This window comes from Streptomyces canus (assembly GCF_030815415.1).
Lineage (GTDB): Bacteria > Actinomycetota > Actinomycetes > Streptomycetales > Streptomycetaceae > Streptomyces > Streptomyces canus_F.
On record NZ_JAUSWW010000001.1, the window covers coordinates 5312469 to 5330811 of the forward strand.

Sequence of the window (18343 nt, forward strand, 5' to 3'; positions counted from 1 at the left end):
CAGCCTAGGCCTGCGGCAGTGAATCCCCCTGCACCGCCTGGACATCCAGCTCCACTTTCAGCGTCGTACCGATGGCCGCGATCCCCGCCTGCACCACCTGGTTGTAGTTCATGGCGAAGTCCTCGCGCCGCAGCTGAACCGTGGCCCGGAAGGCCGCCCGGGTACCGCCCCACGGATCGGCACCCGTCCCCAGGTAGGCGAGGTCGAGGTCGACGGGCCGTACGACCCCGTGCAGCGACAGCTCACCGTGCACGGTCCAGCGGTCCGCCCCCGCCACGGAAAGCCCCGAGGACCGGTAGGTGATCTCGGGAAACCGCTCGACGTCCAGGAAGTCCGCCGACTTCAGGTGCCCGTCCCGCATCGCGTTCCCCGTGTCGATGGAGTCGGCCCGGATCACCGCCTCCACCCGGGACTTGGCGACGTCGTCCGGCGCGACCTCGATCGACGCGGCGAACTCGGTGAACCGCCCGCGCACGCTGGAGATCCCCAGATGCTGGGCCACCGCGCCCACCGTGGAGTGCGCCGGGTCCACGGTCCACGGCCCCGGCGGCGGCAGCTCGGTCCCGCCCTGGCGGGCCAGTGTCACCGTGCCGACCTCGGCGCGACCGCTCGCGGTGACGATCGCACTGGCGGCGGCGGGCGCGTATCCGACGGCGGTGACGATGATGGTGTACGCCCCGGGCGGCAGCGGGTTGACATCCCGTACCGTGCCCTCGATGTCGGCCTCGGCCCGCAGCACCTGCGAGCCGGTCATGTCGGTCAGCGTGACGACCGCGTGCGACACGGCCCATCCGTCCCGCGTACGGATCCTCGCGGTCAGTCCCATCTCACGTACTCCTTCGAGAATGCGTCCGGCCCGCGGCGGGGCGCGCACCTCCGCTCGGAGCGCGCGCCCACCCGCCACGGGCCGGGGTTTTCGGTGCCGGGTCGTCCCGGCCTCGGGGGCGCGGGGCCCGGACGCGTGGTCACCGCGTACCGGACCCCGCTCACCTGGGCCCTACTCGCCGGGGTGGGCGAGTTCGATGTCATGGCCGTCGGTTCCACGACCGCCCACCGTCAGGGCCGTCGCCACCGGCGGGTAGCCCGTGGCGATGACCGTGTAGTCGCCGCCGTCCAGGTCGGTGAAGGCGTACGCCCCGTCCGACCCGGTCGTCGCGGTTCCCACGACATTGCCGGCCGCGTCGACGAGCGTGACCCGCGCGTCGGCCAGCGGTCCGTGCGGAGCCCGTACGACGCCCTGGAGCTGGGCCCCGGACTCCAGCTCGACCTCGATCCGGGTGACGCCCGTGCCGCCGACCTCGACGGGCAGCGCGCGCGGCCGGTACCCGGCGGCGTTCACCGCGATGGTCACCGCACCCGGCACCAGCTCGGCGAAGCCGAACTCGCCCTGCTCACCGGTGGTCCCGGTGGCCAGCAGGTCACCGCGGACGTCGGTCACGATGACCATGGCGTCCTTCACGGGCAGCGCGCTGTCCGAGGCCCGCACCACACCGCTCAGCCCGCTCGTGCCGCTGAGCAGGATGTCGTACGCCACCGGCTCACCGTCGACGACGACCGTGGACGCCTGCGGCTGGAACCCGTCGGCGGAGGCGATCAGGACGTACGACCCCACGCCCGGCGCGTCCACGCCGTACGAGCCGTCCGGCTGCGTCACCGACCGGCCCAGCTGCCGTCCCGCGAGGGAGATCAGCGTGACCGCGGCCTGCGGGACGGGTGCGCTCTCGGCGCCGCGGACGTGGCCGCGGACCGGGATGCCGCCGCCCAAGGAGGCCGGGGGAGCTTCCAGGGTGGCGACCGCGGCGAGCTTCTGCGTGCCGTCGGCGGCGGGCTGCGTCTCGGAGGTGGCGGCCCAGCTGGGGACGCGCTCCTCGGCGGCGGCCGGAGCCTCGGCCACCGTCTCCTCGGAAGGAGTGGCCTCCTGTGCCAGCGCGCCCTTCGTCCGCAACGGGACCTCCTTGATGAACAGCGTGATCAGGAAGGCGACCGCCGCCAGGGCCGCCGCGATCAGGAAAACGTCCGCGATGCCGTGGCCGTACGCGCTCTCCATGACGGTGCGCAGCGGCGCGGGCAGCTTGTCCATGTCCGGGATCTCGCCCGTGGAGCTCGAACCGGAGGCGAGGGAGGCGTACTTGGGGCCGAGGTCGGTGATGCCGTCCTTGGCGTAGTCGGTGATCCGGTGGGCCATGACGGCGCCGAGCGCGGAGACGCCCATCGCACCGCCGAGGGACCGGAAGAAGGTGACCGTGGAGCTGGCGGCGCCGAGGTCGGAGGGCTCGACCTGGTTCTGGGTGCACAGGACCAGGTTCTGCATCATCATGCCGATGCCGAGACCCAGCAGGGCCATGAAGACCGCGGCCTTCCAGTACTCCGTGTCGTACCGGATGGTGCCCAGCAGGCCGAGACCGGCGGTGACGAGCACGCCACCGCTGACCAGCCACGCCTTCCACTTGCCGGTGCGGGTGATGAGCTGCCCGGAGACGGTCGAGGAGACGAACAGACCGGCGATCATCGGGATCGTCATGACGCCCGACATCGTGGGGGACTTGTCACGGGCCAGCTGGAAGTACTGGCTGAAGAAGACGGTGCCGGAGAACATCGCGACGCCCACGAACATCGAGGCGATCGACGACAGGGTGATGGTGCGGTTGCGGAACAGCCGCAGCGGGATGATCGGCTCGCTGGCCCTCGACTCGACGAGCACGAAGATCAGGCCGAGCGCGATCGAGCCGCCGACCATCGCGTACGTCTGCCAGGAGATCCAGTCGTACTTGTCACCGGCGAAGGTGACCCAGACCAGCAGCAGCGAGACGGCCGCCGAGATGAAGAACGCGCCGGACCAGTCGACCTTGACGTCCCGCTTCACGACGGGCAGATGCAGGGTCTTCTGAAGCACGATCAGCGCGATGACCGCGAACGGCACGCCGACGTAGAAGCACCAGCGCCAGCCGAGCCACGAGGTGTCGGTGATGACACCGCCGAGCAGCGGACCGCCGACGGTGGCGACGGCGAACGTCGCGCCCAGGTAGCCGGAGTAACGCCCGCGCTCACGCGGGGAGATCATCGCGGCCATCACGATCTGCGCCAGGGCGGACAGACCGCCGACGCCGATGCCCTGGACGACACGGAAGGCGATCAGCGTGCCGGCGTTCTGGGAGAGTCCGGCGGCGGCCGAGCCCAGCACGTAGATGATGAGCGCTATCTGGACGAGCGCCTTCTTGCTGTAGAGGTCCGACAGCTTGCCCCACAGGGGTGTGGCCGCGGTCATGGACAGCAGGGCCGCGGTGACGACCCAGGTGTAGGCGGACTGGCCGCCGCCGAGATCGCCGATGATCTCCGGGAGGGCGTTCGAGACGATCGTGGACGACAGGATCGCCACGAACATCCCGAGCAGCAGCCCGGAGAGGGCCTCCATGATCTGCCGGTGTGTCATGGGGGCGTGCTCAGCGCCTCCCCCGTGCTTGGCGTGAGCCCGCACACCGGCTGGTGTGGTCGTTGCCATGGGCTTCCTTTGCTTATGTGTTTGCGGGTGTACGGGTGATCTCTTCGAATACGCGAGGGGCGGCGGTACGGCAGTCGTCGAAGCTGGCCCTGAGCCGGGCCATGAGGCCGGTCAGCTGGGCCACCTCTTCGTCGCTCCAGTCACCGAGCCGCTCGGCGAGCAGCTCGCAGGTCCGCCGCGACAGCTTTTCGAGCTGGGCCAGACCCGCGGGGGTGAGGTGCAGGATGCGGGAGCGCTTGTCCGCCGGGTCGGGGGACCGGTCGATCCAGCCCCGCTCCGCGAGATGCGCGGCATGCCGACTGGTCACCGACATGTCCACGGCGAGCAGCTCCGAGAGCTTGCTCATGCGCATGTCCCCATGACGGGCGAGCAGCGTCAGCACGGCGGCGGAACCGGCGGGGCAGTCGGACGGCAGGATCCGCCCCATCTCCCGCTTCACGGCTCCGAAGGCACTGAACTGACGCATCAGCTCCTCGTACTGCGCCTGCCCGGCCATCACATCTCCCGTATTCGTTGCTTGGGGCAACCATAGGAGCGGTTGGTTGCTACAGGCAAATAAAAAGGCGTTGGTCCGGCATAAAAACTTGGCAAAGACAAGTATTGCGAAAGTAAATCGGCAGGTGGCGGCCAAGGAAGGCCACCTGAACCCACTCAGGGGCGCGGGGAACTGCGCGACCAGCCACGAAGGCGCCGCACCCGGCAACAACCCCACACCCCACGGCGCGGCCCCGCACTTGGGCAGCCCCCGCGGATTCGCTAGTGTCTCGGGGCATGGCTAACACCCAGGGCCCCCAGGGCAACCACGACCCCGCCGGCAACACCCAGATGTTCCGCGCCTTCGTCGACGAGGCCCCGCAGGGCCCGCAGCAGGCCGCGGCCGCCGCCGGCCCCCGCATCGGCCTGATCATCGGCGTCGTCGTCGCCGTGGCGATCGTCGCGGCGGTGGCCTGGCTGGCGCTCAGCTGACCGGCGGGGCTACTCCCACCGGACGGACACGTCCCGCGTCTCGATGTGCATCCCGAGCGGCACCCGCCACGCGTCGACGCACACCGTCCAGGTCTTCTCCTTGCGCGCCCCGGCCCCGATCGGCGCCGGAAGCGCCACGGCCGACTCGACGGTCCCCCAGTCGACCCCGAGCGCGCCGATGATGTGCGTCCCGAAAGTCACGGTGCCCGAACGCACCGCGCTGCCGCCGGAGTTGCGCAGGACCAGGGTCACCTTCTCGCACCAGCGCTGATCGGTGGTCTCCCGCTCCGGATCGCTCACGGTCAGGGCGGCGGGGGTGGCCGCCGATGCCGTAGGGCTCGGCTCGGCCGGTGAACTCGTGGGCGTACGGCCGGGCGTGGCCCCCTCGGCCGAGGGGGCGGGGCTGCTCGAAGCGCCCGAAGCCTCCGGGACGCCCTGCGCCTCCGGACTTCCCGGCGTGCCCGATACCGAGGACCGGCTCGGAGCACCTGTCTCCGAACTCCCCTCCGTCCCCGGTGAGTCGGACCCGTCGGGCCCGTCGGCCCCGTCCAACGGCACGACCCGCACCCCGCCCGTCGGTTCGGCGGCCACCGTGGGCCTCGTACCGCCGGCGGCCCCGACGGCGACGTACCCGTCCCCGTCACCGCTCCCGCAGCCGGCCAGGACCGTGCCCAGACAGGCGACGGCCGCCGACGCGCCGATCGCGGCGCCCCGACGGCCATGTGTCCATGTCGTCGCCCGGGGCATCGCGCCAGTGTGGCTGACACTCCGTCAGTAAGGAAGTCCCGTGCGCGACTTCCGTCAGTCCCGCACCGTCAGTCCGAGATCAGGCCCTCGCGCAGCTGCGCCAGCGTCCGGGTCAGCAGCCGGGAGACGTGCATCTGGGAGATGCCGACCTCCTCGCCGATCTGCGACTGGGTCATGTTGGCGAAGAAGCGCAGCATGATGATCTGACGCTCGCGGGGCGGGAGTTTGGCGAGCAGCGGCTTGAGGGACTCGCGGTACTCGACGCCCTCGAGGGCCGTGTCCTCGTAGCCGAGCCGGTCGGCCAGGGAGCCCTCGCCGCCGTCGTCCTCCGGGGCCGGGGAGTCCAGCGAGGAGGCCGTGTACGCGTTGCCGACCGCGAGGCCGTCGACGACGTCCTCCTCCGACACGCCCAGCACCACGGCGAGTTCGGCGACGGTCGGGGAGCGGTCCAGCTTCTGCGAGAGCTCGTCGCTGGCCTTGGTGAGGGCCAGGCGCAGCTCCTGCAGCCGGCGCGGGACGCGCACCGACCAGGACGTGTCCCGGAAGAACCGTTTGATCTCGCCCACGACCGTCGGCATCGCGAAGGTCGGGAACTCCACGCCGCGTTCGCAGTCGAAGCGGTCGATCGCCTTGATCAGGCCGATGGTGCCGACCTGGACGATGTCCTCCATCGGCTCGTTGCGCGAGCGGAAGCGGGCCGCCGCGTAGCGCACCAGTGGGAGGTTCAGCTCGATGAGGGTGTCCCGGACGTACACACGCTCGGGGCTGTTCTCGTCGAGGGCGGCGAGCCGCAGGAAGAGGGAGCGGGACAGGGTGCGGGTGTCGAGGGCACCCGAGGTCACCGGCAGGGCCGGAGCCTCTACGGCGGCCTCGACAGCCGGGTTGTCGTCGAGCGCGGGCGCAGCCTCGCTCTTGATGAGCGTGAGCACCTTCGAGCTGCCCTGGTCTGCGGACATGCCACCCCCTTTGGGTCGCGGGACGGTCGCGGCGAACGCTCCATCGAGGAACATCAGCCTTCACCTGAATACCGGAGCCGAAGCCCTGGCAAACGCTCTGCCGGAAGAATGTCACATGTCGGCAACACGCTGTAGTGACATGTCGACACGTGAGACGTGAATCCGCCCTGGATAAAGGGGGTCTGACGGTCTTTCGGCGCAGAAGTGTCGGGAACGGGCCTGGTGAGCGATTCGCTCGTGCCGGTTACGCCTCGATCCTGCTTGCGAACTGGGGTGTTCCGGAACGCGCCCCCGTGCGCCTCTTATGCATCGATCCGATTGGCAGATCGCAGCCGCTGGAAGCTACGCGCGAGTAGCCGCGAGACATGCATCTGGGAGACGCCGAGTTCCGCGCTGATTTGCGACTGGGTGAGATTGCTGTAGTAGCGCAGCAGAAGGATTCGCTGTTCCCGTTCCGGCAGTTGGACCAGCAGATGCCGGACGAGGTCGCGGTGCTCCACGCCGTCCAGCGCCGGGTCCTCGTAGCCGAGCCGGTCCAGCAGTCCGGGGAGGCCGTCGCCCTCCTGGGCGGCCTCCAGGGAGGTCGCGTGGTACGAGCGCCCGGCCTCGATGCAGGACAGCACCTCGTCCTCGCCGATGCGCAGCCGCTCGGCGATCTCGGCGGTGGTCGGGGTGCGCCCGAAGGCGGTCGTCAGGTCCTCGGTGGCGCCGTTGACCTGCACCCAGAGCTCGTGGAGTCGGCGGGGCACGTGGACGGTGCGCACGTTGTCACGGAAGTACCGCTTGATCTCGCCGATGACGGTCGGCATCGCGAACGTCGGGAACTGCACGCCCCGGTCCGGGTCGAAGCGGTCGATCGCGTTGATGAGCCCGATCGTGCCGACCTGGATCACGTCCTCCATCGGCTCGTTGCGGGAGCGGAAGCGGGCGGCGGCATAGCGCACGAGCGGGAGGTTGGCCTCGATGAGCGCTCCGCGTACCCGGTTGTGCTCCGGCGTACCCGGCTGGACCTCCTTGAGCTGGGCGAAGAGCACCTGGGTGAGCGCCCGGGTGTCGGCGCCGCGGCTGCGCTGGGGGGCGGCGGGCGCCGGGGTCTGGGCGGGCGCCTCTTCCTGGGGCGGCGCGGTACTGGCCGACACGGTCAACGCCACCTCTTCATCGGTCTACATCGGTCAACTCATCCGTCAAAAGCGGTCATAGCATCACAAGACATGTGCACTGTGTGCAAGCACCGCATAACACCGTGTTGAGGGAAGAGTTGGGCCACGCGACGCACGAAAGCCCCCCGCCGTTCCGGCGAGGGGCCATACGAGGTGAGGGAGAAGCTCAGTACGCGTAGTCCGCGATCACCCAGGTGGCGAACTCCTTCCAGAGCGCCACCCCCGCCTGGTGCTCCGGGTGCTCCACGTACCGGCGCAGCGCGTCGGCGTCCTCGAACCCCGAGTTGATGGCGAAGTCGTAGGCGATGGGCCGGTCGCTCAGGTTCCAGCCCAGCTCCCAGAAGCGGATGTCCTCGATCTTGCCGTCGAGGGCGCGGAAGGCCTCGACGCCCTTCACGACCCGCGGGTCGTCACGCTCGACGCCCTCGTTGAGCTTGAAGAGGACAAGGTGGCGGATCATGTGCGCTCCCAGCTTCCGATCAGCCGCTACTGCGCCCCGTCGGCGAGCCAGGTGAAGAAGTCACCGATGGCCTTGGCGGCGTCCGATATGCCCTCGAACCCTATCTGGACGTAGTCCGCCGCCTTGGCCGGGTCCGTGATGATCACGTACAGAATGAAGACCACGAGTATGTAGACAGCGGCCCTCTTAGAATTCACCGCCACCGCGGCCTCCCCCGTGACTGTCGTGCCTGTTGGGACTCCTGTGCCGGCCGCGAGTGTAACTTCCGCACATCACATTTAAGGACCAACGACCTGCGGTTCCGGGCTCTTTGTCGAGCCCCTGGCGTCCTGCTGCCACGCACGAAGGGCCCCGTCTCTCGACGGGGCCCTTCAGAAGCGGTAGCGGAGGGATTTGAACCCTCGGTGACTTGCGCCACACTCGCTTTCGAGGCGAGCTCCTTCGGCCGCTCGGACACGCTACCGAGAGAGACCTTACAACACGGTGGGGCGTGCTCTGAAATCGGTATTACCGGGTCCGGAAGAAGTCCGTGAGGAGCCGCGCGCACTCCTCGGCGAGCACGCCCGCGATCACCTCGGGACGGTGGTTGAGCCGCCGGTCCCGTACGACGTCCCAGAGTGAGCCGGCCGCGCCGGCCTTGTCGTCGCGGGCGCCGTAGACGACGCGGTCCACGCGGGACTGCACCAGCGCGCCCGCGCACATCGTGCACGGTTCCAGGGTGACGACCAGCGTGCAGCCGGTCAGCCGCCCACTCCCCGAGTTCCGCGGCCGCCCGGCGGATCGCCAGGACCTCCGCGTGGGCGGTCGGGTCGCCGACCGCCTCGCGTTCGTTGTGCCCCGCCCCGAGCACGGTCGTGCCGTCCGGGGCCACGACGACGGCCCCCACCGGCACGTCCGGACCCACCCGCCCGGCCTCGTCCAGGGCGAGCCGCATCGCGGCTCGCCAGCGGTCGCGTACCGGGTCCGGGGGGCCCTCGATGGTCTCCCCGGTCAGCGGACGGTCTCCAGGACCTCCGAGGCGCCCAGGGACTCGGCGATCTCGGTGAGCGCGTCCGTCGACAGGGTTTTCAGCTCCTTCTCGCTGACACCCAGGTCGTCGAGGACGCCGGGGTCGCCGACCGGACCGTGCGGCACGACCTCGGCGGAGCCGCCGCTCTCGGCGTCGTCCCCGTCCTCGTCCTCACCGTCCTCGGTGCCGTCGAGATCGAGGGCGTCCAGGTCGGGTTCGTCGTCCTCGGGCTCCCTTCCGAGCAGTTCGTCGGTGAGCAGGATCTCGCCGTAACTGCTGCGGGCAGCGGCGGCGGCGTCCGAGACGTAGATACGAGGGTCGTCCTCGCCGTCGATACGGACGACGCCGAACCAGGCGTCCTCCTGTTCGATCAGCACGAGCACCGTGTCGTCCTCGGCCGCGGCTTCCCGGGCGAGGTCGGCCAGATCCGACAGCGTCTCCACATTGTCGAGGAGCTCTGTGTCGCTCGCTTCCCACCCGTCTTCGGTGCGCGCGAGCAGTGCGGCGAAGTACACCGTGACTCTCCCACTGGTCATAGGCGTGCCGGTTGGGGGTCCCCCCGGCGGAGGCTATGGGCGGGGAGGCATTGGCTCCGAGCCCCACCCACTCGGAATCGTGGCAGAAACGGAGCGTTCAGGGGACGTCTTCGGCACCCTGTGTCCGCCCGTTTTGATCGTCCACCAGCGGGATCGTACGCGGCCCGGGCGACAGGGACGTACGTGGGCGCCCCGAAGAGGGCGGATCGGCCTGCCGGTTGGCCTACCAGCGGAAGGTGCGCATGCGCATCGCGTGACGCAGCCGGGCCGCCTTGGCGCGCCGGGGCTGGACACGGTCGCGCAGCTCACGGGCCTCGGCGAGATCGCGCAGGAACTGGGCGCGGCGCCTGCGGCGCTCGGCATCGGTCTCCTGTTGTGACTCCTGGTCCGGCATAGGCTCACCACCCGGTTGCGTCTCTCCCACTTTCCCTCCGACGGGGGGTTTGATGCCAGCGGACGGGTGAAGCGCGGTTTGCCTCGGCCGGGGAAGCCGCACGGGACGCCGGGGACAACGGGCCCGGTTAATGTTGTGGACATGCGTCTCCACGTCGTCGACCACCCTCTGGTCGCTCACAAGCTCACCACCCTGCGCGACCAGCGCACCGACTCCGCGACCTTCCGTCGGCTGGCCGACGAACTGGTCACCCTGCTCGCCTACGAGGCCACGCGAGACGTGCGCACCGAAGCGGTCGACATCACGACCCCGGTCACCACCACCACCGGCGTCAAGCTCTCCTACCCACGCCCCCTGGTCGTGCCGATCCTGCGCGCCGGCCTCGGCATGCTCGACGGCATGGTCCGCCTGCTGCCGAGCGCCGAAGTGGGCTTCATGGGCATGGTGCGCGACGAGGAGACGCTCCAGGCGTCCACCTACGCCACGCGTATGCCGGAGGACCTCTCCGGGCGTCAGGTGTACGTCCTCGACCCGATGCTCGCCACCGGTGGCACGCTGGTCGCGGCGATCCGGGAGCTGATCAAGCGGGGTGCGGACGATGTGACGGCCGTGGTGCTGCTGGCTGCGCCGGAGGGCGTCGAGGTCATGGAGCGGGAGCTCGCGGGTACGCCGGTCACGGTGGTGACGGCGGCGGTCGACGACCACCTGAACGAGCACGGGTACATCGTGCCGGGCCTCGGTGACGCGGGCGATCGTCTTTACGGCGCCGCTGAGTAAGGGCGCCGTTTCGCCGTAGTGGGTGCGTCACGCGGGCGACCGCGGGTCCGATGTGGCTGGTCGCGCCCACGCGGCGGTAGCCGCACATCGATACAGCCCCGCGCCCCTCAGGTTTCTTCAGCAGGACTTCTTCGAAGAAGTGGGCGTCGGCTGGGGTGCGCCCAGCTTGGTCAGGGCCTTGGCCGCCGTCGCCTTTGCTGTCAGCGACTTGAAGCCGGTGCCGATGATCAGGTCCACGTCGGTGCCCTTGCGGGTGTCCGCCCGGGTCTCCGCGCCCGCGAGCTGCGTGCCGAGGACCGGCAACGACGTGCTCACGGCGGACGTGGGGCCGAGCAGCAGCCCCGTGCCCTTGACCTTCTTGTCGAACTCCGCGCTCGCGTTGCCCACGTCGCCGATCTTGAAGCCGCGTTTCTTCAGCTCGTCCGCGGTCTTCTTGGCGAGCCCCGCCCGGGGGGTGGCGTTGAAGACGTTGACGGTGATCTGGGCGGGCTTGGGATACGCCGTGGCGGAGGACGAGGACGAGGCCGACGGGGACGCCTTCGTCGCGCAGTCCGCCTTGGAGCCGGCCGCCGAGGCCTTGTCGCCGCCGCCGGTGAAGACGTCGATGAGCTGCAGGGTGCCCCAGCCGACCAGGCCGAGCGCGGTGACCGAGGCGACCAGGGCGACCACGAGCCTGCCCCGCCGCCGGGGACGGCGCATGCGCGGGTACTTGTCCCCCGTGATCCGGTACTTGCCGCCCATGCCTGGGGGAGTCAGCATGCTCATGGGCGCAGCGTAGTGCGCCCGGGCGGCGATGCCTACTAAATGATCATTGGATTCGGGCCGGAAGAACCCGAAAGGGCCAACCCTTTACAAGTCCGCCGCTTAGTCCAGCTCAAGCACACGCGCGTGCAGCACCTGGCGCTGCTGGAGCGCCGCCCGCACCGCGCGGTGGAGGCCGTCCTCGAGGTACAGGTCGCCCTGCCACTTCACGACGTGCGCGAAGAGGTCGCCGTAGAACGTGGAGTCCTCGGCGAGCAGGGTTTCCAGGTCGAGCTGGCCCTTGGTCGTCACGAGCTGATCGAGGCGGACCGGGCGCGGCGCGACGTCCGCCCACTGCCGGGTGCTTTCCCGGCCATGGTCGGGGTACGGCCGGCCGTTTCCGATGCGCTTGAAGATCACACGGAAAGCCTACCGGTCAAGCCTCACCGGGCGCAGCCATGGCGACGGAGTGTGATGCTGGAAAAGATGCCTTAAACGGGGGCAAACCGGAACAGGTGCCTGAGATGAGTGACAGCGAGACCATGCCGCAGGCCGCCGCTCCCGAGGCCCCGGGCGGTGCGCCGGCCCTTCCGAAGGAGGCCCTGGAGATCGCCTCCGGGTACGCCTTCACCGGCCCCGCCCTCGATCTCGGCGCCCTCCTGTGGGACGGGGTGTGTCTGCCGGACGCGCAGGTCAGGATCCCGTTGCCGATGCTGAACCGGCACGGTCTCGTGGCGGGTGCGACGGGTACCGGCAAGACCAAGACGCTCCAGCTGATCGCCGAGCAGCTCTCGGCGCAGGGTGTGCCGGTGTTCCTCGCGGACATCAAGGGCGACGTGTCCGGGATTTCGGCGCCCGGAGCCCCCAATGACAAGGTGCGGGCCCGCGCCGCGGACGTACACCAGGCGTGGACGGCGACCGGCTTCCCGGCAGAGTTCTACGCCCTCGGCGGCCTCGGCCACGGAATCCCCGTGCGGGCGACGATCACGGACTTCGGCCCGCTGCTGCTGTCCAAGGTGCTCCAGCTCAACCAGACCCAGGAGCAGTCGCTCGGTCTGATCTTCCACTACGCCGACACCAAGGGCCTGGAGCTGGTCGACCTCAAGGATCTCAGGGCGGTGGTCACCTTCCTGACCTCGGACGAGGGCAGGAGCGAGCTGAAGAACATCGGCGGACTGTCCACGGCGACGGCGGGCGTGATCCTGCGCTCCCTCACCGCCTTCGAGGCGCAGGGCATGGCCGGCTTCTTCGGGGAGCCGGAGTTCGACACGCACGAGCTGCTGCGCACGGCGCAGGACGGGCGCGGCATGGTCTCCGTCCTCGAACTGCCCGCCGTGCAGGACAAACCGCAGCTGTTCTCGACGTTCCTGATGTGGCTGCTCGCCGACCTCTTCCACGATCTGCCCGAGGTCGGGGACGCCGACAAGCCGAAGCTGGTCTTCTTCTTCGACGAGGCGCATCTGCTCTTCCATGACGCCTCGAAGGCGTTCCTGGACTCGATCACGCAGACCGTCCGGCTGATTCGCTCGAAAGGGGTCTCTACCTGCTGGCCCTCGAAGTCGGGTAAGTGAGCGTAACCATGTATGAGTGAGTGTCGTTGTCAGAGCGTGAATCTGACGGAATGGGCGAAGACGCAGGGCGTGCATCCGCAGACCGCGTATCGCTGGTTCCGTGAGGGGACGTTGCCGGTACCGGCTCAGCGGGTCGGGCCACGCACGATCTTGGTGAACATCGACGCGAACACCACGCCCGAGGCCATCGGCGGTCTGGGCCTGTATGCCCGCGTCTCCTCGCACGATCAGAAGACCGATCTGGAACGCCAGGTCGCTCGGCTGTCGGCGTGGGCGGCGAAGGCCGGTCACCGAGTCGTTCGTGTTGAGGCGGAGATCGCTTCCGGGATGAACGGCTGCCGTTCCAAGGCCCGGCGTCTGCTGGCCGACTCGCAGGTGACCACCGTGGTGGTGGAGCACAAAGACCGGCTCGGCCGGATGAACGTCGAGCTTGTCGAGGCCGCCTTGTCCGCGGCGGGCCGTCGCCTGCTGGTGCTGGATGACGGCGAGGTTGAGGACGACCTGGTGCGCGACATGGTGGAGGTGCTGACGTCGTTCTGCGCCCGCCTGTATGGCCGCCGCTCGGCGAAGAACCGGGCGAAGGCCGCGCTGGAGGCCGCCGAACGTGGCTGACCTGCGCCCGATTGATCCGCCGTTCGTTGCTCTCGGGCCGTCCGGCGTCGCGGTCCGTACCCGGCTCAAGGCGATCACGGCCGAGGACGAGAAGGTGCTCAGGCTGGTCGGTGACCACTTGGGGACGCTGGCCGGGCGTGACCTCAAGGCCCGCTGTGCGGCCGGTCTGGAGCACGACACCGACCAGTGGGCGGAGCGGAAGCGCATCCTGACGCAAGAGGCGTCGTCCCGCTGGGCCGGGAGCATCACGAAGGCCACCCACGACCAGTGGGCGCTGTCCCGCCGCGCCCAACTCGCCCACATCCAGAACCTGGAGGCCGGTGTCCGTACGATTGCGCACCGGCTGTCCCTCCCGGTCGGGGAGAAGGGCACAAAGCGGGCGCCGGGCGGATACCGCACGAAGCAGGAGTGGTTCGCCAAGTCCCGCCGCCTGCACTTGCTTGAGGACCGGCTGATTGCTGAGCGGGCCGACCGTGGGGCCGGGCGCGTCCGGGTAGCACGCGGCGGTGAACGCCTGCTTGGCACCCGGCACAATCTCACGGCCGCGAACCTGACCGAGGCCCGATGGCGTGAGCGTTGGGAGGCCGAGCGCCGGTTTCTCCAGGCGGACGGCGAGTCGGGGAAGCGGTTCGGGAACGAGACGATCCGCGTCACCCCTGACGGGGAGGTCAGCATCAAGCTGCCCGCCCCGCTGGCTCATCTGGCCAACGCCCCACGCGGCCGGTACGTCTTCACTGGCACCGTGGTGTTCCACCACCGGGGCGACGAATGGGCCGACCGCGTCACCGGCGACCGGGCGGTCGCCTACCGCATCCACGAAGACGTGCAGCGCGGGCGCTGGTACCTGACTGCCTCCTGGTCCATTCCACCGGTCAAGACCGTTCCCCTGGCGCAGGCCCGCGCCGCAGGGCTGATCGGCGTGGACACCAACGCCGACCACCTGGCCGCCTGGCGGCTCGACCAGCATGGCAACCCGTGCGGTGAGCCCCGAAGGTTCTTCTTCACCTTGTCCGGCACCGCCGATCACCGTGACGCGCAGGTCCGGCACGCCCTCATCCGACTCCTGCACTGGGCAGCCCGGCGCCAACTCGCCATCGGCATCGAAGACCTGGACTTCAGCGCGGAGAAGACCCGGGAGAAGCACGGCCGCCGCAAGCGGTTCCGCAAGCTGATCTCCGGCATGCCCGTGAGCAAGCTACGCGCCCGGCTCGTCAGCATGGCCGCCGAACTCGGCTTGACGATCGTCGCCGTGGACCCCGCCTACACCTCGATGTGGGGCGCCAAGCACTGGCAAAAGCCCCTCACCAGCAACACCAGGAAGACCACCCGCCACGACGCGGCAGCCGTGGCGATCGGCAGGCGCGCCCTGGGGCACCCGATCCGGCGACGGACGGCACCGCCCCCGCACGACCAGAGCGATCGTGCGGGGCATCGGACCGTCCAGGCCCGACCGGGCGTCTCAGGGCGTGAGGAAACCCGCCCCTCCGTCCCCGGACAACGGGCACGACCCGTTGCGCCGCACGTGAGAGCGAAAGCGGGGGACCAGTGTGCCCAACACCGTTCGGGGCACGCGGCTGAGCACGGGTTCTGGCAACAGGACTCACTCCCGCTCAGTCTTTAGGAACGGTCGGGGTCTTCTTCGTGACGCAGACTTCGAAGGACGTACCCGCCGACGTCCTCGCCCAGCTCGGCAACCGCGTCCAGCACGCGCTCAGGGCCTTCACACCGGATGACCAGAAGGCCCTGAAGGCCACGGTGAAGACCTTCCCCAACTCGGCGTACGACCTGGAGGAGCTGCTCACCGGCCTGGGGACGGGGGAGGCAGTGGTCACGGTGCTCAGCGAGAAGGGTGCCCCGACACCCGTCGCGGCGACCCGTCTGCGCGCCCCCGAGTCCCTGATGGGCCCCATCGACAGCGCCGCCCTCGACGCGGCGGTGCGGGCGTCGCCGTTGCACGGGCGCTATGCACAGGCTGTGGATCGCGAGTCGGCGTACGAGAAGCTGAATGCGGCGCGGGGTGCGAAGGGGCCGGACGAGATGACGGCCCCTCCCGCGAAGACCCCCGCCAAGAACACCGGGTCCAAGAAGGCTGAGCCCAAGGAAGACCCCTCCATGGTCGAACAGGTCGTCCGCAGCGGGGTGTTCAAGTCCCTCGCCCGCTCCCTGGGGACGCAGATCGGCCGCGAGATCAGCCGCTCGGTCTTCGGTACGGCACGGCGGAGGCGGTGACCCCGTAAGGCCCCGCCTCCGCACCGGATCATCCGCGCTTTGCCTCCTTCACGGGCGGCTTGCCCTCCCGGGGCTGCGGCTTGGGCGTGTTGCGGGAGGCCTCGGCGCGCACGAGGGCGCGCAGGACGGCGTACGGGTCGATGGGCATGGTCGTGCTCCTTGCGTCGCTGCTTGACTGACCTGTGGCGCGAGGGCCGGTCAGCAGCGCAGGACCACCGAGCGCAGGGTGTTCAGGGCGTACGGCGGCCGCGGCGGCGTCGGGAGGGGGCGGCCCGCCGGGACGCCGGGCGTCGGGGCGGGCCGGGGCGCGGGGTGCAGGGGTACGACGGGACGGTGGGCGGCGCGGGCCGGTGGCCGCAGGGCCGTGTCCAGGACGTCGTACTCGGCGACCTCGCCGGCGACCGGGGTGACGGCGGTGGCGGCGTGCGCCCCGGCGTGGCCGCCCGGCACGAGCAGCGCGAGCAGCAGGACAAAGGCACGGAGCCAGGTTCTGGTGCTGCTCATGGTTGCTGGTCTGCCCCGGGGAGTACGAGGTTCATCGCGTCGTCCGTCAGATCCGCTCGCACGGGTTACTCACACCGTGCGCGGCACGTTCCGGGCCTGTCCGCGCATCCGTACGGCCGTGACGATCTCGACGATGCCCACGGCGACCAGCCAGATCCCGCCGACCACGGTGAGGACGGCGACCGACTCGAAGGGGGAGTCGATCAGCACGATCCCGGCGAGGAACGTGAGGATCCCGAGGAAGATCTGCCAGCCGCGAGCGGGCATCGACGGGTCCGAGGCGGCGGCCAGGGTCTGGGTGATCCCGCGGATGAGCCAGCCGACGCCGATCCACAGGGCGAGCAGCAGAAGTGACTGCATGGGGCCGCGGAAGCAGAACAGGCCCAGCAGGATCGACAGGGCGCCGCTGATGAAGGCGAGGACGCGCAGCCCGGTCGTCCTGTGCGTGCCGAAGGCCGAGACCAGCTGGAAGACGCCGCTGACGACGAGGTAGACGCCGAACAGGACGCCGGTGGCGCGGAGCGTGGAGCCCGGCCAGATCAGCACCAGGACACCCAGGACCAGCGAGGCGATGCCGGTGATCAGAACGACCTGCCAGGCCGCCTTGGACAGGGCGTGCAGGGGGCCCTCGACGGGCGGCTCGGGCTCATGGGCGCGCTGCTGTGTGTGGACCTTGCGGTCGTCGAACTCCCGGCCCCAGGAGGAGCCGTGCGGTGCCTCGGTCATGGTCCATGCTTGCACCGCGTACGGTCGCCCCGCGCGGTGGGCTGCGCCGATCGGCTTACTTGCCGGCAGCCTTCGCGGCCTTCGCCGCCGCCTTCATCTCCTGCTTGTGCGCCCGTACCTTGACCAGTGACTCCGGGCCGGTGATGTCGGCGACCGAGCGGAAGGACTCGGCCTCGCCGTACGCCCCCGCCGCCTCCCGCCAGCCCTTGGGCCGTACGCCGAGCTGCTTGCCCAGCAGGGCCAGGAAGATCTGGGCCTTCTGCTTGCCGAAGCCGGGCAGCTCCTCCAGCCGGCGCAGCAGTTCGCGTCCGTCGGCCACGCCCTTCCAGACGAGCTCGGCGTTGCCGTCGTAGTGCTCGACGAGGTACTGGCACAGCTGCTGGATCCGCTTGGCCATGGAGCCCGGGTAGCGGTGGACCGCCGGCTTGTCCGAGAGCAGGGCCGCGAAGGCGTCCGGGTCCTGCGCGGCGATCTCGTGCGCGTCGAGGTCGTCGAGGCCGAGCCGGTCCGCGATCGTCCGGGGCCCCTTGAACGCCCACTCCATCGGAACCTGCTGGTCCAGCAGCATCCCGACCAGCGCGGCGAGCGGGGAACGCCCGAGGAGCTCGTCGGCCTCGGGGTCCTGGGCGAGGTGAAGGGTGACGTCCATGACCCCGATCATGCCGCGTACGGGGTCAGGCCGCCCGCCAGTACCCCAGCGCGTGCATCCGCTCCTTGGGGACGCCGAGGTCCTTGCGGACGTACGAGGACAGGGTGCGGGTCGTCCTCGTGTCGCAGGCGATCCAGACGTACGCGTCCGGGTGGGTCTTGAGGAGGTCGGGCAGGTCCCTCTTCACCTCGTCGACCAGGGATGAGGAGGGGCGGACGTCATGGCGGGCCGGGTCCGTGCGGAAGGGGAGGCCGTCCGTGCCGCCCTCGAACCAGACCGTCGCCGGGGACGGGTCCAGCGCCTCCAGCAGGGAGTTGATGGCGGGCAGGGACGCCGGGTCGCCGATCGCGAAGACGTGGGTCGGTGCCGGGTCGGGGTTCTCGAACGCCGTGCCGTGGACCGTCGCCTCGATGGTGTCGCCGGGCTTCGCGTTCCGTGCCCAGTCGCTCGCCACGCCCTCGTGGAGGGCGAACTCCAGGCCGAAGGTGCCGGCCGCGGGGTCCGGGTCGACGAGGGTGTAGGCCCGCTGGTGCGGCTTGCCCGCGTCGGAGAACCACAGCCGGACCCACATCGTGGGGTGGACGCCGGTCGCGGCGAGCAGGCCGCCGTCGGTGAGGTGGATGCGCCGGTAGTCCGGAGTGACGTCCTCGGCGCCGGTGACGGTGAGGACGTAGTCCTTGGCCCGCAGCAGTTTGAGGACCGCGCCCTCCCAGCCGTGCCCCTGCCCCATCGTCTGTTCACTCCTCGCGTACGATTTCACCACCAGTTACTTAGGTGAGCCTAACCTAAAGCACAGGAGAGCTGCAG

General features: G+C 69.9%; 20 protein-coding genes, 1 tRNA gene and 3 pseudogenes. 6 read left to right on the forward strand and 18 right to left on the reverse strand.

Annotation, left to right across the window (positions count from 1 at the left end):
- Positions 1-4 precede the first annotated feature (4 nt).
- The 3 genes from QF037_RS24630 to QF037_RS24640 all read right to left on the reverse strand — a co-directional run bounded on the left by QF037_RS24630 (position 5) and on the right by QF037_RS24640 (position 3995).
- Positions 5-826, reverse strand: coding sequence for a YceI family protein (locus tag QF037_RS24630; RefSeq protein ID WP_307028705.1), 822 nt, complete (start codon positions 824-826; stop codon positions 5-7).
- A 171-nt stretch (positions 827-997) separates the two neighbouring features.
- Positions 998-3499, reverse strand: a complete 2502-nt coding sequence (locus QF037_RS24635; RefSeq protein ID WP_307028707.1) for an MFS transporter — start codon at positions 3497-3499, stop codon at positions 998-1000.
- Between the two features lie 13 nt (positions 3500-3512).
- Entirely contained in the window at positions 3513-3995 is a 483-nt protein-coding gene (locus tag QF037_RS24640) for a MarR family winged helix-turn-helix transcriptional regulator (protein ID WP_266890326.1), read from the reverse strand.
- 275 nt (positions 3996-4270) lie between these two features.
- Between QF037_RS24640 and QF037_RS24645 the strand changes: the two genes are divergently transcribed.
- Positions 4271-4465, forward strand: a complete 195-nt coding sequence (locus QF037_RS24645) for a hypothetical protein (RefSeq protein ID WP_266825009.1) — start codon at positions 4271-4273, stop codon at positions 4463-4465.
- Positions 4466-4474: 9 nt separating this feature from the next.
- Here QF037_RS24645 and QF037_RS24650 read toward each other — a convergent pair whose 3' ends face one another.
- The 9 genes and pseudogenes from QF037_RS24650 to QF037_RS24690 all read right to left on the reverse strand — a co-directional run bounded on the left by QF037_RS24650 (position 4475) and on the right by QF037_RS24690 (position 9727).
- Positions 4475-5212, reverse strand: a complete 738-nt coding sequence (locus tag QF037_RS24650; RefSeq protein WP_307028710.1) for a hypothetical protein — start codon at positions 5210-5212, stop codon at positions 4475-4477.
- A gap of 68 nt (positions 5213-5280) precedes the next feature.
- Positions 5281-6168, reverse strand: coding sequence for an RNA polymerase sigma factor SigF (locus tag QF037_RS24655; protein WP_046260673.1), 888 nt, complete (start codon positions 6166-6168; stop codon positions 5281-5283).
- A 302-nt stretch (positions 6169-6470) separates the two neighbouring features.
- On the reverse strand, positions 6471-7319 hold the full coding sequence (locus QF037_RS24660; protein ID WP_267015472.1) for an RNA polymerase sigma factor SigF: 849 nt from the start codon (positions 7317-7319) through the stop codon (positions 6471-6473).
- Positions 7320-7494: 175 nt separating this feature from the next.
- Complete coding sequence (locus QF037_RS24665) at positions 7495-7788, reverse strand: Dabb family protein (RefSeq protein ID WP_046260675.1); 294 nt, start codon at positions 7786-7788, stop codon at positions 7495-7497.
- A 26-nt stretch (positions 7789-7814) separates the two neighbouring features.
- A complete protein-coding gene (locus QF037_RS24670) occupies positions 7815-7991 on the reverse strand; it encodes a hypothetical protein (protein ID WP_307028713.1) in 177 nt (58 codons plus the stop codon).
- A 175-nt stretch (positions 7992-8166) separates the two neighbouring features.
- Positions 8167-8251, reverse strand: a tRNA-Ser gene (locus QF037_RS24675).
- Between the two features lie 44 nt (positions 8252-8295).
- Positions 8296-8722: pseudogene (tadA, locus tag QF037_RS24680) on the reverse strand (tRNA adenosine(34) deaminase TadA).
- Positions 8723-8778: 56 nt separating this feature from the next.
- Complete coding sequence (locus tag QF037_RS24685; RefSeq protein WP_307037349.1) at positions 8779-9312, reverse strand: tRNA adenosine deaminase-associated protein; 534 nt, start codon at positions 9310-9312, stop codon at positions 8779-8781.
- Positions 9313-9556: 244 nt separating this feature from the next.
- Positions 9557-9727, reverse strand: a complete 171-nt coding sequence (locus QF037_RS24690) for a hypothetical protein (protein ID WP_307028715.1) — start codon at positions 9725-9727, stop codon at positions 9557-9559.
- A gap of 141 nt (positions 9728-9868) precedes the next feature.
- On the opposite strand from QF037_RS24690, the gene upp reads away from it, so the two are divergent.
- Positions 9869-10504, forward strand: coding sequence for a uracil phosphoribosyltransferase (gene upp, locus QF037_RS24695; protein WP_307028717.1), 636 nt, complete (start codon positions 9869-9871; stop codon positions 10502-10504).
- 117 nt (positions 10505-10621) lie between these two features.
- Here the strand turns inward: upp and QF037_RS24700 are convergent, their stop codons facing one another.
- Together QF037_RS24700 and QF037_RS24705 are read right to left on the reverse strand one after the other, a co-directional pair.
- Positions 10622-11269 carry a LytR C-terminal domain-containing protein gene (locus tag QF037_RS24700; RefSeq protein ID WP_307028719.1) on the reverse strand — a complete coding sequence of 216 codons (648 nt, stop codon included), beginning with the start codon at positions 11267-11269 and terminating at the stop codon, positions 10622-10624.
- A 99-nt stretch (positions 11270-11368) separates the two neighbouring features.
- Positions 11369-11665, reverse strand: coding sequence for a type II toxin-antitoxin system VapB family antitoxin (locus tag QF037_RS24705; protein WP_003999914.1), 297 nt, complete (start codon positions 11663-11665; stop codon positions 11369-11371).
- A 104-nt stretch (positions 11666-11769) separates the two neighbouring features.
- On the opposite strand from QF037_RS24705, the pseudogene QF037_RS24710 reads away from it, so the two are divergent.
- The 4 genes and pseudogenes from QF037_RS24710 to QF037_RS24725 form a co-directional block, all read left to right on the forward strand.
- Positions 11770-12813 (forward strand): annotated as a pseudogene (locus tag QF037_RS24710) (helicase HerA-like domain-containing protein); the annotation flags it as partial.
- Positions 12814-12852: 39 nt separating this feature from the next.
- The gene (locus QF037_RS24715) at positions 12853-13428 is read left to right on the forward strand and encodes an IS607 family transposase (protein WP_307028721.1); all 576 of its coding nucleotides are present in this window, start codon (positions 12853-12855) and stop codon (positions 13426-13428) included.
- Entirely contained in the window at positions 13421-15049 is a 1629-nt protein-coding gene (locus tag QF037_RS24720; RefSeq protein ID WP_307028723.1) for a transposase, read from the forward strand. Before QF037_RS24715 ends, QF037_RS24720 begins: the two co-directional genes overlap by 8 nt.
- 5 nt (positions 15050-15054) lie before the next feature.
- Positions 15055-15657: pseudogene (locus QF037_RS24725) on the forward strand (helicase HerA-like domain-containing protein); the annotation flags it as partial.
- Between the two features lie 198 nt (positions 15658-15855).
- On the opposite strand, the gene QF037_RS24730 reads toward QF037_RS24725, so the two are convergent.
- The 4 genes from QF037_RS24730 to QF037_RS24745 all read right to left on the reverse strand — a co-directional run bounded on the left by QF037_RS24730 (position 15856) and on the right by QF037_RS24745 (position 18266).
- Positions 15856-16161: a hypothetical protein gene (locus QF037_RS24730; RefSeq protein ID WP_307028725.1), complete on the reverse strand. Its 306-nt coding sequence runs from the start codon at positions 16159-16161 to the stop codon at positions 15856-15858.
- 69 nt (positions 16162-16230) lie between these two features.
- Positions 16231-16887: an HdeD family acid-resistance protein gene (locus QF037_RS24735; RefSeq protein ID WP_307028727.1), complete on the reverse strand. Its 657-nt coding sequence runs from the start codon at positions 16885-16887 to the stop codon at positions 16231-16233.
- Between the two features lie 55 nt (positions 16888-16942).
- The gene (locus QF037_RS24740) at positions 16943-17536 is read right to left on the reverse strand and encodes an HhH-GPD-type base excision DNA repair protein (RefSeq protein ID WP_307028729.1); all 594 of its coding nucleotides are present in this window, start codon (positions 17534-17536) and stop codon (positions 16943-16945) included.
- A gap of 25 nt (positions 17537-17561) precedes the next feature.
- A complete protein-coding gene (locus QF037_RS24745; RefSeq protein WP_307028731.1) occupies positions 17562-18266 on the reverse strand; it encodes a siderophore-interacting protein in 705 nt (234 codons plus the stop codon).
- Between the last annotated feature and the right edge of the window lie 77 nt (positions 18267-18343).

Coding starts and splice junctions, on each gene's coding strand:
- QF037_RS24655 (WP_046260673.1), bottom strand. CDS start 6,168: ATGTCCGCAGACCAGGGCAGCTCGAAGGTGCTCACGCTCATCAAGAGC.
- QF037_RS24740 (WP_307028729.1), bottom strand. CDS start 17,536: ATGGACGTCACCCTTCACCTCGCCCAGGACCCCGAGGCCGACGAGCTC.
- QF037_RS24665 (WP_046260675.1), bottom strand. CDS start 7,788: ATGATCCGCCACCTTGTCCTCTTCAAGCTCAACGAGGGCGTCGAGCGT.
- QF037_RS24690 (WP_307028715.1), bottom strand. CDS start 9,727: ATGCCGGACCAGGAGTCACAACAGGAGACCGATGCCGAGCGCCGCAGG.
- QF037_RS24730 (WP_307028725.1), bottom strand. CDS start 16,161: ATGAGCAGCACCAGAACCTGGCTCCGTGCCTTTGTCCTGCTGCTCGCG.
- QF037_RS24745 (WP_307028731.1), bottom strand. CDS start 18,266: ATGGGGCAGGGGCACGGCTGGGAGGGCGCGGTCCTCAAACTGCTGCGG.
- QF037_RS24700 (WP_307028719.1), bottom strand. CDS start 11,269: ATGAGCATGCTGACTCCCCCAGGCATGGGCGGCAAGTACCGGATCACG.
- QF037_RS24650 (WP_307028710.1), bottom strand. CDS start 5,212: ATGCCCCGGGCGACGACATGGACACATGGCCGTCGGGGCGCCGCGATC.
- QF037_RS24640 (WP_266890326.1), bottom strand. CDS start 3,995: ATGGCCGGGCAGGCGCAGTACGAGGAGCTGATGCGTCAGTTCAGTGCC.
- QF037_RS24635 (WP_307028707.1), bottom strand. CDS start 3,499: ATGGCAACGACCACACCAGCCGGTGTGCGGGCTCACGCCAAGCACGGG.
- QF037_RS24630 (WP_307028705.1), bottom strand. CDS start 826: ATGGGACTGACCGCGAGGATCCGTACGCGGGACGGATGGGCCGTGTCG.
- QF037_RS24645 (WP_266825009.1), top strand. CDS start 4,271: ATGGCTAACACCCAGGGCCCCCAGGGCAACCACGACCCCGCCGGCAAC.
- upp (WP_307028717.1), top strand. CDS start 9,869: ATGCGTCTCCACGTCGTCGACCACCCTCTGGTCGCTCACAAGCTCACC.
- QF037_RS24735 (WP_307028727.1), bottom strand. CDS start 16,887: ATGACCGAGGCACCGCACGGCTCCTCCTGGGGCCGGGAGTTCGACGAC.